Here is a 16,276-nt window from a genome sequence, read left to right on the forward strand (position 1 = left end):
TTTAAAAATAATGTGACACCGCTTCCAAAACCGCATTATTTTGCCGTTTATTCTGCTTGAGACATGATGTCCTCTATGCTTTCTTGGAGTGCCAACCAGTCAACTTCTACCTCTTCCAGCTGTTTTTTCACCTGCACCTGCTCGGCTAAAAGTGCGGTCAATTTTGCTTTCATTTCTACATCGTACAAACTCGGATCCGCCAAATCTGTTTCAATCTGCTGTAACTTAGTCCCTAATTTTTCCATTTGATTTTCCAGCTGCGTTGCTTGTTTACGTAATGGTGCCAGTTGTTGGCGAAGTTCCGCTTCTTTACGTTTTTGCTCTTTACGGTTGGCAGCAGAATTTTCATTTTCACTCGGCTCATTTTGTGCTTTTATCTCTGCTGGTTGTGCATTCTGCTCATTCAGCCACTTCTGATAATCCGCCAAATCCCCTTTAAATTCTTCCACTTGCTTGTCATGTACCAAATAGAATTCATCCACGGTATTGCGCAACAAATGGCGATCGTGCGATACCAACACCAAAGAACCTTGATAATCCACCAACGCTTCGGTCAGCGCCTGACGCATATCCAAATCCAAGTGGTTGGTCGGTTCATCCAGCAACAGTAAATTAGGACGTTGCCACACAATAAGTGCCAACACCAAACGCGCTTTTTCGCCACCGGAAAAAGACGCTACCGGTTGATTCACTTTGTCGCCGTGAAAAGCAAATCCACCCAAATAATCGCGCAGTTGTTGCTCCGTTTGTTGAGGCGCAATTTTTTGCAAATGCCACAAGGCGCTTTCATCCGCGCGTAACGTATCTAATTGATGTTGTGTAAAATAACCTAACTGCACGCCTTTCGCTAATTGAATGGTGCCGCCGGTCGGCGCAATTTCGCCTGCCAATAATTTAATTAAGGTGGATTTCCCTGCGCCATTTTTACCGAGCAGCCCGATACGCGAGCCGGGCACCAAATTCAGTTTAATTTTACTTAAAATTTCCACCGCACTTTCACCCGAACCATAACCGGCAGAAGTGTTTTCCATCATTAATAGAGGACTTGGCAGGGAGAGCGGTTCACGAAATTCAAAATGAAACGGATTATCCACATACGCCGGCGCAATTTTTTCCATGCGTTCCAATGCCTTAATACGGCTTTGCGCCTGTTTGGCTTTGGTGGCTTTGGCTTTGAAACGGTCGATATAACGCTGCAAGTGATCGATTTTCAGTTGTTGTTGACGATACATGGCATTTTGTTGCGCTAATTTGGTTGCCCGTTGCAATTCAAAGGAAGAATAATCGCCCGTGTATTCATTGAGTTTTTGTTGTTCAATATGCAGAATTTTGCCGACAATCGGGTCTAAAAAGTCGCGATCGTGCGAGATTAAAATCAATGTGCCCGGATACTGTTTTAACCAACGCTCCAACCAAATCACGGCGTCCAAATCCAAGTGGTTGGTCGGTTCGTCAAGCAATAATAAATCAGAGCGACAAATCAGTGCCTGTGCCAAATTCAACCGCATCCGCCAACCACCGGAAAACGCCTTCACCGGCTGTTCCAATTCCGCCTGAGAAAAGCCCAAACCATGCAATAATTCGCCGGCGCGTGCTTCAATCGTCCAAGCATCAATGGCATCAAGTTGATTATGCAACGTGGCAATCGCATTGCCGTCATTCTCCGCGTTCGCTTGTTGCAATGCCTGTTGCAGACGGCTGTATTCACGGTCGCCCTGAATCACATAATCAATGGCGCGGCAATCCAGTGCGGGCGTTTCTTGATTCACCCATGCCAACGCCCAGGTTGACGGGAAAGACACCTCGCCACCTTCGGCGCTCATTTCATTTTTAAGCAACGCAAATAAGGAGGATTTGCCACAACCGTTTTTGCCGACTAGACCAACTTTTTGACCCGGATTAATGGTGGCATTGGCGTTTTCAAGGAGCGTAGTCAAGCCCCGTTTTAAGGTTAAATTTGTGAAAAAAAGCATTGGTTTATAACGAATTTAATATAAGATATCAGTTCATAAAATACGTAGGTTATTTTCCACTTTTTTATTGGAGTTGCCAATGTTTGATTCTCTCGTCGTTCAATTTGTCGTGCTATGGGCGGTTATTGACCCGATTGGCTCCATTCCTGTCTATTTAACCAAAACCGTTGGATTATCCGTAGAAGATCGCCGAAAAATCGCACGTAAAGCCGTGATGATTTCCGCCGGTATTTTGATTTTCTTCCTCATCGCCGGACAAGCCTTGTTAGAAGCCATGCAAATTCCCCTCACCGCCTTCCAAATTGCCGGCGGTTTGGTGTTATTGCTGTTCGCCTTGACCATGATTTTCGGCGAAGGCAAACCGGAACAAGAAATTAAACTTTCATCCAATCTCAACGAACTGGCCGTGTATCCTTTAGCCGTGCCGTCTATTGCCTCGCCCGGTGCGATGATGGCGATTGTATTGCTCACCGACAACCATCGTTTCAGCCTGTTCGATCAAACCATGACAACCTTAATCATGCTTTCTGTGTTGTTGATTACCTATCTTTTATTCCTTGCCGCCAACCGCATTCAACGTTGGATTGGTAACACCGGCGCAGCGGTGATTAGTCGCGTCATGGGATTAATCTTAGCCGCCGTTGCCATTAACAATATGTTGGTGGGCATTCGCGATTTCTTTACACAAATGAGTTAAACATGAACCTAATTAATGCCAGTGCTTGTGAGCTGTTTAATCTTCCTTTTTTCCAATTTGCTCAAATGAAAAAATTTTGCCCGGAAGAGATTCCGCGCATTAAAGCTGACTATAAAGCCCATTGGGAAAACTGGAAAGCGACCATTTTGCAAGCGTCCACAGAACTCGGTGCGCCTTTTGCTAAACCGCATATTGAAAGTTGGACGAATGGGTGGCAGGTACGCGGACATTTTTTTGCTTATTTTAAGTATGAAGATCATCTTAATTCCGCGGCGATTTTATCGGTATTATTAAACTCTCGCCGTTTGTCCGTCAGTTTAGATTGGCACTGCTATCGCGCCGATCGTTCACAAATTAATGTGCAACAATATAACCAATGGCTCGAAAATGTGGACTTTACCACCTTTGCGGAGTTTGATATTTGGCGCGGTGATGAAAGCGAATACGATGATTTTCGTCAAGTCAAGACGCTTTCGCCGGCTGATTTAACGTTGCGTTCTGACAACGATTTTTGGTGCATCGGGCGAAATGCAGAAAAAGCCGAATTGGATTCACTGGATGCAACACAATTTATCGTCAAGAGCATTCGCGAACTCCTACCGCTTTATGAAGCCTGTCATCGCAAGTCAGCATAGAAAACACGGTCACTACCTCGTGAGGTAAATTTAGTCTCGGCGTTCTCCTTGCACAGAAAACGTTCGCATTAACTGATGCATTTTATGGCAATTTTTATGAAACGCTCGGCAATAAGGACAAATCGCCAAATGCAGATAAACTTGTCCTTGTTCTAATAGGGTCAAGGGGTTTTCTTGATGCTTAGAAATTAATTGAGTCACTTGACGACATTTCATCATTTCTCTCCGGCATTATCCGTTTGATCAAACCAATGGTGGGACAAACACGCTTGTAATTGTAAGCGGGCGCGGTATAGCAACACGTGCAAATTAGAGGTGGATAAATCACATTCTTGGCAAATTTGTTCACTTTGCATATCAAAATATTCTCGCATCATAAAAACACGCGCTTGCTGTGCCGGCAGATGAGCCAAGCACGCTTCAAAAATAATCCAAAACTCTTTTTTATATACCTGTTCTTGAGGTTCTTCCCACGTAGAAGGTAAAAATCGACTACGATCCCAGTGTCCTTCTTGATCAAAAAACACATTGGGATCATCGTCATCGCTCACCTCTGAAACCGTCACCACACGCTGCCGATACTTCAATAAATCAATAATCTGATTTTTCAAAATGGCAAAAAACCACGTTTTTAACGCAGCTGCCCCTTTAAATGACGCCGCATGCTGATACGCCTTTGCCAGAGCTTCCTGCACCACATCTTCCGCCAAATCCTTGTCGCGCAACTGCAGCAGTGCAAATTTTAACATTTGCTCCCGAATAGCTTGTATTTGCTGAGATGAAATCGATTGAAACGCCAACGGCATCGTTGAAGACATAAGAAAATCCGTTTTATCTGTACTCACAAGTATTCATCATAATCCCATCTCTTTCACAAAGAAAGCCATACCAAAGAATTCATGGATATGAATGATGTACTTTGTGAAAAGGCTTGTTTATCACAAGCCTTTTCATTCAAAAAGAAGATGAACCTTATTTAAAACAAGTTACATTTTCGGTTTCATAGGTTCATTCTCTTTCATGCCCTGTTCCATGTTATTTTCCATCATTTTTTTATCTGATTTCATCTTTTTCTTCATATCATTCTTCATCGCTTTTCCCTCTTTCATCTTATCCATTTTATTATCCATCATCGGCTTGGCATCTTTCATGTCCTCCATTTTATGTTCCATTTGCTGTTCCATCGGTTGCGTGCTTTTCATTTCAGCAGACACTTGAAAGGCCATTGCCATGCCAAGCACACCGGCTAATGCGACGAATGATGTCATTTTTTTCATAAGAAACTCCTTTAATCCTATTGAGATATGTTGAATTTTTTTCATAAAGAAAAACAGTAAGAAAATAAATCTGTTCTTACCTGTGGATTAGACGATATCACCTGCTGATTTCTTACAAAAATTTTTATGAAAAAAGAGGAGGTAGGAAAATCAATACCTACGAGGATAGAAAAAACGAAAAAAGTGCGGTCAAAATCCACCGTGAATTTCTATCATGAATTTTTACCGCACTTTTCCTCTTAAAATCAGTGCTTACTTTCTGCCTGTTTAATTTCCGGTGTGGTGTATAAACGATGTTTATACAAATAACTACCTAACAGCGCGTGCGCCAAGGCTTCTTTGACCATACTTTGTGGTACGTCTGCTTCCGTCAAGGTTTCTGTAGCTTTGTCGTAACGGTAAGTTTTCGCACCCACTTTCGGGAATTGAATCACCACATCGTTGCCGCGCATCAATGCCTGCACTTGGTCGTATTGCATAATGGCGCGGTTTGGATCATTTGGTTGAGTCAGGTCATAACCGATCATCGGATAATCGCCACTAATGCCTGCCAGAGAAAGCAAGGTAGTCGGCATATCGAATTGGCTAACCAAACGATTATCACGGCGCGGTTCGATACCTTCGCCCAAAATCAATGCCGGAATATGGAAATGCTTAATCGGCATCAAGCTGGCACCGGCAACACGGGAGTCGTGGTCAGCAATCACTAAGAAAATCGTGTCTTGCCAATAATTGGAGGTTTTCGCAAGTTTAAAGAAATGCCCAATCGCATAATCCGCATATTTTGCCGCGTTGTTGCGCGTGGCTTTCGGTTGTTCGTAAAGCTCGATTTTGCCATCCGGGAATTCAAACGGATCGTGGTTGCTGGAGCTGAACACAAGGCTAAAGAACGGTTTACCTTCGTTGTGTAATTGGGTAAACGTCTCATTGGCTTTAGTGAACAAGTCTTCGTCGCTCACACCCCACGTGCCGGTGAAGCTTGGATTTTGATAATCCATTTGGTCGATAATACGTTTAAAACCATTGCCGTAGAAAAAGCCCGCCATGTTATCAAAGTGCTTTTCCCCGCCATAAATAAAAGACGTGTCATACCCCCGTTGGCTTAATAGTTGTGCCAAGGTAAAGAAACCACGTTGGCTGTTGTTAAGTTTCACCACCGCACGTGCCGGTGTCGGGGTAAACCCTGCGGTAACGGCTTCAATACCGCGTACGGAACGGGTACCGGTGGCGTATAAATTATCAAACAACCAGCCTTGTTTTGCCAACTTGTCAAATTCCGGCGACAATGGTAAACCGCCTAGCGTGCCGACAAATTGCGCGCCGAAGCTTTCTTCCAAAATAATCACGATATTTTTCGGCTTGCCTTGGTAAGTGGCTTGGTTATGGGTCAAGGTTGGAATTTCCTTGGAAATATAAGCCTCTGCCGGACGGCTTCCGCTGTTTTTCACAATGGAGAGCATTTCTTCTACATCCATTTTGCCGTAGGCTTCAGAAGAGGTACCTTCGTCTTTAAATTGTTGCGCCGCATAAATCAAAGAATAGCCGGAGTTCAGCACCAAAGCGTTCACCATGGCATCAGAGGAAAACGCCACCATGGCCGGGTTGATTCCGCGGTGTTGAAAACTGGAACGCGCGCCAAGAAAACTCAAGGCAATCACCAACAACGCGACCACAGGGCGCCATGTCCAACGCATTGGCGTGATATTGCGTACCGTCCAACCGGCCAGTTTCCAATACACCACCACAGCAATCAGCGTAAAAACGAGGCTAAAAATAACCGCACTTAAATGCCCTTCCATCAACATGGAGAACACTTCTTTCGGGTAAATTAAATATTCGATGAACAGGCGATTCGGGCGATAATCATAGGTCTCAATAAATGCCGGTGTCGCCAGTTCCATAAACACGATAAACACACTGCCCGCTGTCAACCAGAAACGCAAAATACGCTGCCAAATGCGCCCTAACGCGTTTTGATGATACAGCAATACGGTCAATAATGCCGGCACGCCGAATAAATAACACAAAGACACCACGTCCATGCGTAAGCCTTGCAAGAATAACTGCCCCCAGCCATCCACCGCATTGACGCGATCCAGTTGCCATAAAGACAAGCCAAGGCGAGAAAGAGTGAAGACAATGAGATTAATTAAAGAAAAGAAAAAAATCGGGAACAGCAGAGAACGCGGTTTGCCTGCCGTAAATAAATGTCGTGACATTTTAGTCTCCAAAACGTAAAAAATCCGCTCTTTTAAGCCATAACAACAAAGCGCGGATTTGAGAAAAAATTATTCGATCCAATGAACAATCTCATTGAGTGGTTTGCGGGATTTTGGACGAATCTCTTTGGCGCGATAACCGAAAGTCACTGCCACGGATACCGCATATTTTTCTGCGTCATACACACCGGTTTGCGCCAAAATACGGTTGACTTCCGCATAGTTAAACCCTTCGATCGGACAACTGTCGATACCGATTAGAGCCGCGCCCGTCATCATATTCGCCAGTGCGATATAGGTTTGTTTGCTCGCCCAGTCAAATAAAGTGCGGTCGTTTTCCAACACATTTATGTGTTCTGTTTGAAAGCGTTGATAGGTTGCCATATTGGCTTGCATTTGCTCTTCCGTTAAGCCGCGACGTGCAAGGTTTGCGCAAAAATCCTCAGAATCGTAACGCATATGTTTATTCGCCAAAATCACCACCACATGGCTGGCATCATCTAACTGCGTTACCATGCCCCAACTCACCGGTTTTAAGGCTTGGCGTAATTCGGGATTTTGTACCACTAAAAATTGCCATGGCTCGGATCCTACGGAACTTGGCGACAGGCGTCCAAGTTCTAAAATATAGTCAAAATCTTCTTTGCTGATTTTGTGCTCGGGATCGTAATAACGTGTTGCGCAACGGAAATGGAAGGCATCTAATACTTGTTGTTTAGTAGCAAACATTGAATTCTCCTTTGTCATCATAAATATCAGGCGGTAGTTTACGTTTGTTTAGACGGAATCACAATATAACGCCCAAAATATGACAACAAAGTAGAATCACATGATTTCGGTAAAAAGAAAAAGTGCGGTGATTTTTTATTTAATTGGTTGCATAAGGTGTAAATACATTATTCTCACCTCTCAGCAACTCCATTAGTTTCGGATGAATAAATAATTTATCCCTGCCCACAGATTGCTCACTTAAAACCCCTGCATCGCACAAATCTTTTAAATATTTAGACGCGGTTTGTCTTTTAGCAATGCCTGCTCGTTCTAAATTTGCGATGCGAGTATAAGGTTGCTCAAACAGCAATTCGACTAATTCTAAACTGTAAAGATGAGGCAAAGATTGTTGAATGTAACGTTTTGTTTCAATAGACAAGGCTTTGATTGCCTCAATTTTACTCAACGTCCAAATTGCCGTCTCTTCAATCCCTTTTAAGAAATATAACAACCAATCTTGCCAATTTTGATTGACAGTGACATCCAACAACAAGCGGTAATAATCTGCTTTATGCTCAATAATATAACGACTTAAATATAAAATCGGCAAATGAAGAAGTCCTTTTTCAATCAGCAATAAACTATTTAACACTCGCCCTGTTCGCCCATTACCATCTAAAAAAGGATGAATAGCCTCAAATTGATAATGCGCAACCGCCAAAATAATCAACGGATCCAACGCTTCATTGTTATGAATAAACGTTTCCCAATTTGCTAGTTTATCCCGAATCAGCCGCTCTCCTTCCGGTGGCGTGTAAATAACCTCACCATTCACACCATTGCGTAATGCCGTTCCGGTTACCTTCCGAATATCCATTGCGCGTCCTTTTATCTCACTACATACCAATACGGCTGTTTGTGTACAAAGTGGACGCTCCTTTAAACTCTCAAATCCGGAAAATAAGGCTGTTCGATATTGCAATGCTTCTTTGGTCGCCGCATCATTTTCTTCACTATCAAGCTGTAATGACCGGAAAAGTTTATCTGTTGTGGTAACGATATTCTCAATTTCACTACTTGCACGCGCTTCCATAATCGGCAACGTATTGATTAACATCGACTGATTAGGGATAAGCTCAGCCGCTTGTTTTAACTCCGCTAATGCCGCTCTCGCTTTGATCGTTTGCTTTAAAACGTCTTTCGTTTCCAATTCTTCCGTCGGGGGAAGATCAGGAAGCTGATTAAACGCAAACGTTGGGCTCCATTGTCTCATCTTTAAAAATCTCATTTTTTTAAACAAATCCGAAGTATATGTTTATCAAATCAACATATCAACAAAATAGGTTTAAAATTTCTCCATTTTTAAACATATGCGAAGAAAGCGGCTTGCTCTTCGTGTAAGTAGGATGGAATATCGAAATCCACCGCACTTTTCATCCTTATGATTCGTGGTTTGATTTTGTCACTTGTTGGTTAAGATTTTGAGTTAAACCATTGATGTCGGCACCGTTTAAGCCTAGCTCTTTTAGCAGATTATCCACCAACGGTGCTTGTCCGCGATAGCGTAATGCGCTGTTCACAAGCTGATCGGATAAACTGGCCTGTGAAGCGACTTCACCCTGCTCGGCAGATGTCGCGGCACCAAAGCCTCCAAGGCCGTTGACTTGCAAAATTTTAATATCGTCAATATTTTCCATTGGACGTACGCTTTCACGAATAATGTCCGGTAAATGTTTCAATAGCGCAAGGCGAACTTGCATTTCCACTTGCTCAACGGACAAGACATTCGCCGCTTCATTAACGGCGCGGGTCCCTTCGGCATCCACTTTATATTGTTGTTCCAAGGCTTTCGCTAACAAGATTTTTGCATCAGCTTCCCCTTTGGCTTGTAAACGTTGTTTCTCCGCCTCAGCTTCCGCCACAATGCGTAACGCTTCTGCACGGTCAAATGCGGCTTGTTTTTCCGCCTCCGCCGCAACCGTGATCGCAATGGCATCTTTTTGCGCGATTTCTTGAGCTGCAATCAATTCAACGGCTTTGGCACGTTCCGCTTTTTCTGTTTCACGCACCGTGATAACACTTTCCTCTTCTCGCACAGCCGATGCTCGCGCTTTATCCGCCAGTGCTTTGGCTTCCGATTCGGCGCGTGATTTTTCCGCAACGGCAATGGCGCGATCTTGCTCGGCTAATTCAATCGCTTTCTTACGTTCTACTTCTGCGCGTTCAATTTGTTGATCTTTTTGAATTTTTTCATTTTCAATATCACGTTCCGCAAGAATGCGTTTTAAGTCCACTTCTCGAGACGCTGCGATTTTGACTTCTTCCGCTTCGCGTTTTTTCTGTGCTTCCTGTCCGGCAATTTCGGCATTTTGTTCCGCCCGACGTATCGCAATCTCGCGCTCTTGTTCTAATTTGGCATATTCTTCTTCACGCAAAATTTGTAAACGGGTACGTTCGGCTTCCAAATTTTTGGTTTTTATCGCCAAATCCGTATCCTGTTCAATATCGTTACGTTTTTTACGGCGCACCTCGATGGTTTCCGTTAAGCGGGTTAAACCTTCCGCGTCAAAGGCATTTTGCGGATTGAAGTATTCAAAACTGGTTTGATCCAAACCGGTCAGCGAGACGGTTTCCAGTTCCAAGCCGTTTTTAAACAAATCTTCCGAAACCACTTGTTGCACTTTTTGCACAAAATCTACCCGTTTTTCATGCAATTCTTCCATGGCCATTTCCGCTGCAACCGCACGCAAGCTGTCAACAAATTTCCCTTCCACCAATTCTTTTAATTGTTCCGGCGACATGGTTTTCATCCCCAAGGTTTGCGCCGCCGTGGCAATGCTTTCCGCTGTCGGTTTCACTCGCACATAAAACTCTGCCGTTACATCTACTCGCATACGATCTCGAGTAATCAACGCCTGCTCTGCTGCGCGACGCACTTCCAAACGCAAGGTATTCATATTGACGGGAATCAATTCATGCAACACGGGCAAGACAATCGCACCGCCATTCATGATCACTTTTTCACCGCCAAAACCGGTGCGTACAAACGAGACCTCTTTGCTGGCGCGACGATATAATCGGGTAAGAATGAGGCCGAGAATTAATAATGCAATGAGTACAATGCCGGCAATAACGCTTATCAGTTCCATAATTTGTCCTTGTGTTTGAGAAAAATACGTCGTCGTTAATCAACCAAATTTCCATTCGGATTTTTGATTGCTTTAAAAAGATTATCTTGTAAAGAAATCAGTAATACCGTTTCGCCTTGCATGAGTGCGTTATCATCGTCAGGTTCGACCATGACATAATGTTGCTGACCGTAACCATCCTTTACGCGCGCTTGGGCGGGACTGCCTCGCTTTGCTGTGCCAAGTATCACCACCCCGACACAACCGACCAAACTTTCTTGGGTAACGGCGGTCGTTTCATCTTTGGGAAAGATGTGATAAACCCCGGCAGCCGCCATGCGCACCAACGGTAGGCTGGCAAACCAGACGATCACGGCAGCAACACCCCCCTGCAAATAAAAACCGGAGAACTGATGTAATGCATATTGCAAGCTATAACCTAGCAAGCCAAACGTGGCGAGAAAAATCACCACTAACATTAATAGAGGCAACTTGCCGACATATAACCAACTTAAAAATCGGATCACCACGCCACTGTCGGCGTAATTCAGCCCAATTTCTGCCTGTGTGTCCGTTAAGCTATCCGGTAAAAAATCATCGACCCACTCATTAATGCCACCCAGCATAAATGATGCCAGTTCAAGAATGCCAAGCAATAACATCAGCATAATGGCAATGCCGAAAATGCTATTTTGCGGTGCAGTAATCAGTTCCCACATAATATATCCTTATTTCAAGATGCTATTTGGCGGTTTTCAGTTGTGCTAAACGTTCTTTAATCCGATTCGTTCTGCTCACCTCTTCCAAATCCTTTAATTTAGCTAACTGTGACGGATCACGTCCTGCCATATGCAAGCCGGTTTGTCGCCCCATCAACCGATCAAACGCATTGGCGGTCTTTTCGGTATTACGCAAAATTTGATTTAATGTGGAACCGTCGCGCCCCTTGCCATGCGTTGCCGCTTGCGTTTGGCTTTGCTTCCAATCTTGAACGGCCTGTTGCATTTCACGTCGTTTCGCTTGCAATGCCACAATAAACCCTTCAAGCTCTTTTTCCTGCGCTGCACAGTCCGCCACCGTATTTTCCAACACTGGTAAGCGCGCCTCAATATCCATTTGTTCGGCAATCCCGATTTCCGCCAAGTCATCACGATTGGCTTTCAGTGCTTCTTGGATATCCGCCTGCAACGTTTCATGGCGATTGCTTTCATCCGCCATTTTTTTCGTGGCTAAATGCTTCTGCACTAAAACCTTGCCTAATTCCGACCGCACTTCATCTATTGCGCGCTCAATCTCGCGAATATTTTCATTCATCACCGCTTCCGGTGCTAAATTTTCTGCGGCATCTAAAATGGCATGAAATCCGCCACTGACCAAACGTCCGACACGACGAGCTAATGTTTCGCTCATATTCTACCTCCTTCTTTTTTTATTTTTCATCACGTTGACGAATAATGTGAGCCAAATTCAATGTGTTTTCCAGTTGGGCTAACACACTGTCATCGAATGCGGCCCCTTTCGCCGTCACCGCCAGTTGCAAAATGCTGTCAGTTAAACGCACAATACGCCACATGACTTCGCACTCATATTTTTTTAACGCCTCTAACTCGCTTTCTGTCGGCACATCTGCGACTAATGTTGCGGTTAAATCCGGTAACAATTCAAATAAGCGCGCCAGAATGTGCGAATGAACCCCCAGCTCTTTTTCCGCATGTAACACATCGCGCTTGGCATTTTGTAAAAACTGTTCCGCTTGCGCTAAAGCGGTGCCGTAATCCTGCGGCTGTGTATAACTTTGCCGGGCTTGTTTTAATAATTCACGAATTTTTTCTGAAGGCGTATTTGCGCCCTCAACCTGTAAATTTGCAATAAAATCCGCATCTTCCTGAGAAATTCTCACGCTTATCGGAATTCGATTTGCTACGCTCATATTCAAACCTCATCATTTGTATTCATTTGAATACAATATACAGAGATCGTTTTCAAAAAACAACTGTTTATTTAAAAATTTTACCGCCTAACTGATTTACTGATAGCAAACGGAAAAATACGCATAAAAAAAGTGCGGTGGATTTTCTCAGCGTTTTAAAACACCATAAAAACTCACCGCACTTTCATACTCAACGGGACTTAACTATGACATTCGCCCGTTGGCGATAGGAATAACCTGATCACAAATCGCCATGGTAGAGGCACGATGGCTTACCAGGATAATTAATTTTTCTGCTTTCACGTTTAGCAAGGATTGCAAAATCATGGCTTCGTTTAAGCTATCCAGATTACTGGTCGGTTCGTCCAACAAAATAATCGGCGCATTATGCAAGAAGGCGCGAGCAATGCCGATACGTTGTTTTTCACCGTCGGAAAGGTTGTTCCCCATTTCAGTGATTTTGGTATCGTAGCCTTCCGGCAAACTCATGATAAATTCATGAATAGAGGCTTTTTTCGCCGCTTCAATCACTTGCTCTTTTGTTGCCTTACGGTTTGCCAACACAATATTTTCATACACCGTTTCATTGAAAATATAGGTTTGTTGGGTGATGTAAGCGATATTGTCGCGCAAATTCACCGTATTAATGTTTTTTAAGTCCGTATCGTTAATGCAAATACGACCTTGTTGCGGATCGTAAAAACGCATCATTAATTTCAAAAGGGTACTTTTACCGCTACCGCTGCGGCCGTGAATACCGAGAATTTCGCCTTTTTTGATCTGCAAATGCACGTCAGATAAAATTTGTTCATCCGCATAAGCAAAGCTGACGTTTTCTACGTTAATTTGCTGCACATCAGCGATGTTCACGCCGTTTTCAACATCTTTTAATTCCGGTTGTTCTGCCAATAATGCCAAGACACGTTCACCGCTGGCGAGGGTTTGCAATAAGTTGTTGGACAGGTTACTTAAAGCAATCACCGGGCCGTAACTGGACATCAATAAAATCACACCAATGAGCAAGCCGGCAAAATCAATGTCATCGTAAGCAAAGAGCGTTAAGCCCACCAATAAAATCACGATATTGAAGAAAGACACTGCGATTTCGGTGAACGAACGTACGTTGCCTTCTTGTTGTTTGATTTTTAAAAAGGCTTGGTCGATTTTTTCACTGCGTTGATGGATTTCCTGTAAGCGTTTTTCCTCGTTGCCAAAAAGTTGAATTTCTTTCATGCCGCGAATGCTGTCGAGGAAGAAATCGTTCATTTCGCCGACTAAGTCACGGTATTTGCGACCATCTTCACGTGCCATTTGGGTGGTGACGATAGGCAAAATAATACCGACGGTGACATAGGCTAAAAATGCTACCAACACGAACCACCAAGAAATATGCGCGAACACCGCCAATAAAATACCAGAGGTTAAAAAAGCAATGGCGATCGGCGCGATGGTGTGAGCATAAAATACTTCGAGCAATTCAATGTCGTTGGTAACCAAAGAAAGCAATTGACCGGATTGTTTGTCCTGCAATTTTACAAACGCCAAACGACGTAATGCACTGAACACTTTGTCGCGCAACAATGCCAATAATTTGAAGGCGATGTAATGGCCGGACATTTGTTCCAAATAACGCAAAATGCCACGCGCTACCGCCAGCACAATAAGTGCGGTCAAAATTTGCGATAAATTTAAATGGGAGTGGAAATTAAGCAATTCCGACAAGCCCATCGCACCCAGCACCATAATGAAAATAGCGCTGAGGAAACCGAGGGTACCCATAATAATGGTGAAACTCATAATATGCGCCAACGGCGTCACCAATTTCATGAGCTGCCACATAACGACAAATCCATTCTTACGCATGATTTGCCCCCGTTCTGATATTTTCTAAATTCTTTTGTTGATTAAACATTTCTGCATAAATTCCGTTTTCAGTCATTAAAGAAGCATGATCGCCTGATTCTGCCAAGTGACCGCTTTGTAACACATAAATTTGATCGGCATTTACCGCATTCGCCAAACGATGAGAAATCATGACGATAGTTTTTTCGTGTTTAAGCTGTTGAATAAATTGCAGAATGATTTCTTCACTTTCTACGTCGATGTTACTGGTGGCTTCATCGAAAACGTATAAGTCGGCATTGTGCAACAACGCTCGCGCCAACGCTAAACGTTGAATTTGACCGCCGGACAAATTAGTTCCGCGACTTAATAAGGTCATATCCAACCCGCCGTTTTCACGGACGAAATTCGCCAAATTCACTTGTTCTAAGCATTGATAAATAGAGTCATCAGAAGCATCGGACAATGCCATCAACATATTTTCTCTGAGGCTGCCTTTGAAAATGTAACTGCTGTGGCTCACCAACGAAACATGACGATATAAGGAATGACGGTTAATTTGTTTAATATCGACGCCGTTAAACAAAATTTCTCCTTGCTGCGCTTGGTAAAAGCCCATAAGCAAGGAAACCAACGTGGATTTACCGCAACCGCTTTTACCCACAAAAACCGTTAATTGCTTCGGCTGAATATTAAGGTTTAAGCCGTTAATAGCCGGTTTTTCTGCAGAATAGGCAAAATGTAAATCCTTAATTTGCACGGTAACTTCATTTTTAGCCGGAAAATCCACCGCACTTTTGTTTTCTTCTACCGGGGTATCTAACAGCGTAAAGATTTTTTCTGAAGCCGCCTTGCCGTTCATCGCGACGTGGAAGAAAGAACCGAGTAAGCGTAACGGAATGAAAAATTCGGAAGAAAGTAAAATAAATAAAATGACACCGAAAATGCTTAAGCTACCGTCTTGGTATTGTAAAAGTGCCGTCAAAATCCCCAACGCCGCACCGCCGTAAGCCAATAAATCCATTAAAGAAACAGAGTTCAGCTGCATGGTCAGGACTTTCATGGTGATGGTACGGAAATTCTCCGCTTCGATGTCCATTTGTTTGGCTTTGTAATCGTCATCTTGATAGATTTTCAAAGTAATCAAACCTTGTAGATTATCCAAAAAGCTGCTGCCTAAACCCACATAAATAGACCAATATTTCGCCAACAAACGTTTTGCGATTTTATTTACCGCAATGATGGACATTGGAATTAACGGCACACAAACCAAAAGAATTAATGAGGTTGGCGCGTTAAAAAAGACCAAGAAAACAAACAATGTGAGCGGTGCAAGCAAACTATAAAACAACTGTGGAAGATAACGGCCGAAATAAATTTCCAGTTGTTCCACCCCTTCAGATGCCACTTGGATCACCGAAGAGGTAGATTGTTGGTTAACCTGATTCAGCGGCATGGAAGATAATTTTTGATAAATCAGCGTACGCAATTTATGTTTCACTTGCGTACTCGCTTTATAGGAGGCTTTTACCGCCATTTTTCCTGCCCAAGCACGCAACACCAGACAAGCAACCAAAATGACGGTAAAAATGACCGCACTTTGTAGTGTAAGTGTGCGCTCAAACGCCCATTGCAAACAAATGGCAAATACCACTGCACTTATAATCCCGCCAATCAAAGCGACCCAGTTCCATAATACATTAATAGCAATCCATTTCTTGCTATCTGCGACTGTATTTATCAGCCGTTTATCTATCATCATGATAGAAACTCCTAAAAATAAAAAAGAAGTACGCCGGTAGCGTACTTTTGTTTAACGAATCCTGTCTTCCTCTCGACAACAGGCTCATTTCCTTGTGAACAA

At 43.5% G+C, this 16,276-nt stretch carries 15 protein-coding genes; 2 read left to right on the top strand and 13 right to left on the bottom strand.

What is annotated here, in order from left to right; translation table 11 throughout:
- Positions 1-47: 47 nt before the first annotated feature.
- Positions 48-1,973, bottom strand: coding sequence for an ABC transporter ATP-binding protein (locus HMPREF9065_RS07590; protein WP_021615504.1), 1,926 nt, complete (start codon positions 1,971-1,973; stop codon positions 48-50).
- A 79-nt stretch (positions 1,974-2,052) separates the two neighbouring features.
- Between HMPREF9065_RS07590 and HMPREF9065_RS07585 the strand changes: the two genes are divergently transcribed.
- Together HMPREF9065_RS07585 and HMPREF9065_RS07580 are read left to right on the top strand one after the other, a co-directional pair.
- Positions 2,053-2,670 (top strand): MarC family protein, encoded by a 618-nt coding sequence (locus HMPREF9065_RS07585; RefSeq protein WP_021615505.1) that lies wholly within the window; start codon positions 2,053-2,055, stop codon positions 2,668-2,670.
- A gap of 2 nt (positions 2,671-2,672) precedes the next feature.
- Positions 2,673-3,305: an HI_0552 family protein gene (locus HMPREF9065_RS07580; RefSeq protein ID WP_021615506.1), complete on the top strand. Its 633-nt coding sequence runs from the start codon at positions 2,673-2,675 to the stop codon at positions 3,303-3,305.
- 30 nt (positions 3,306-3,335) lie between these two features.
- On the opposite strand, the gene HMPREF9065_RS07575 is transcribed toward HMPREF9065_RS07580, so the two are convergent.
- The 12 genes from HMPREF9065_RS07575 to HMPREF9065_RS07520 all read right to left on the bottom strand — a co-directional run bounded on the left by HMPREF9065_RS07575 (position 3,336) and on the right by HMPREF9065_RS07520 (position 16,174).
- A complete protein-coding gene (locus HMPREF9065_RS07575) occupies positions 3,336-3,524 on the bottom strand; it encodes a zf-HC2 domain-containing protein (protein WP_369751019.1) in 189 nt (62 codons plus the stop codon).
- Positions 3,521-4,111, bottom strand: coding sequence for a sigma-70 family RNA polymerase sigma factor (locus tag HMPREF9065_RS07570; RefSeq protein ID WP_021615508.1), 591 nt, complete (start codon positions 4,109-4,111; stop codon positions 3,521-3,523). Before HMPREF9065_RS07570 ends, HMPREF9065_RS07575 begins: the two co-directional genes overlap by 4 nt.
- Positions 4,112-4,291: 180 nt before the next feature.
- Complete coding sequence (locus tag HMPREF9065_RS07565; protein ID WP_033002415.1) at positions 4,292-4,582, bottom strand: hypothetical protein; 291 nt, start codon at positions 4,580-4,582, stop codon at positions 4,292-4,294.
- 245 nt (positions 4,583-4,827) lie between these two features.
- The gene (locus HMPREF9065_RS07560) at positions 4,828-6,801 is read right to left on the bottom strand and encodes an LTA synthase family protein (protein ID WP_021615510.1); all 1,974 of its coding nucleotides are present in this window, start codon (positions 6,799-6,801) and stop codon (positions 4,828-4,830) included.
- Positions 6,802-6,870: 69 nt separating this feature from the next.
- Complete coding sequence (locus HMPREF9065_RS07555) at positions 6,871-7,530, bottom strand: NAD(P)H-dependent oxidoreductase (protein WP_033002416.1); 660 nt, start codon at positions 7,528-7,530, stop codon at positions 6,871-6,873.
- A gap of 139 nt (positions 7,531-7,669) precedes the next feature.
- On the bottom strand, positions 7,670-8,785 hold the full coding sequence (gene fic / locus HMPREF9065_RS07550) for a protein adenylyltransferase Fic (RefSeq protein WP_033002417.1): 1,116 nt from the start codon (positions 8,783-8,785) through the stop codon (positions 7,670-7,672).
- 166 nt (positions 8,786-8,951) lie between these two features.
- Positions 8,952-10,661 carry a flotillin family protein gene (locus tag HMPREF9065_RS07545; RefSeq protein WP_021615513.1) on the bottom strand — a complete coding sequence of 570 codons (1,710 nt, stop codon included), beginning with the start codon at positions 10,659-10,661 and terminating at the stop codon, positions 8,952-8,954.
- Positions 10,662-10,696: 35 nt separating this feature from the next.
- Positions 10,697-11,359, bottom strand: coding sequence for a YqiJ family protein (locus HMPREF9065_RS07540; protein ID WP_021615514.1), 663 nt, complete (start codon positions 11,357-11,359; stop codon positions 10,697-10,699).
- 22 nt (positions 11,360-11,381) lie between these two features.
- Positions 11,382-12,050, bottom strand: coding sequence for a PspA/IM30 family protein (locus tag HMPREF9065_RS07535; protein ID WP_021615515.1), 669 nt, complete (start codon positions 12,048-12,050; stop codon positions 11,382-11,384).
- A 19-nt stretch (positions 12,051-12,069) separates the two neighbouring features.
- Positions 12,070-12,570, bottom strand: a complete 501-nt coding sequence (locus HMPREF9065_RS07530; protein ID WP_021615516.1) for a hypothetical protein — start codon at positions 12,568-12,570, stop codon at positions 12,070-12,072.
- A 204-nt stretch (positions 12,571-12,774) separates the two neighbouring features.
- Positions 12,775-14,433: a thiol reductant ABC exporter subunit CydC gene (cydC, locus tag HMPREF9065_RS07525; protein WP_021615517.1), complete on the bottom strand. Its 1,659-nt coding sequence runs from the start codon at positions 14,431-14,433 to the stop codon at positions 12,775-12,777.
- Positions 14,426-16,174 carry an ABC transporter ATP-binding protein/permease gene (locus HMPREF9065_RS07520; RefSeq protein ID WP_021615518.1) on the bottom strand — a complete coding sequence of 583 codons (1,749 nt, stop codon included), beginning with the start codon at positions 16,172-16,174 and terminating at the stop codon, positions 14,426-14,428. The genes cydC and HMPREF9065_RS07520 overlap by 8 nt, the downstream gene beginning before the upstream one ends.
- Positions 16,175-16,276 lie beyond the last annotated feature (102 nt).

Origin of the sequence: Aggregatibacter sp. oral taxon 458 str. W10330 (genome assembly GCF_000466335.1) — a bacterium.
Lineage (GTDB): Bacteria > Pseudomonadota > Gammaproteobacteria > Enterobacterales > Pasteurellaceae > Aggregatibacter.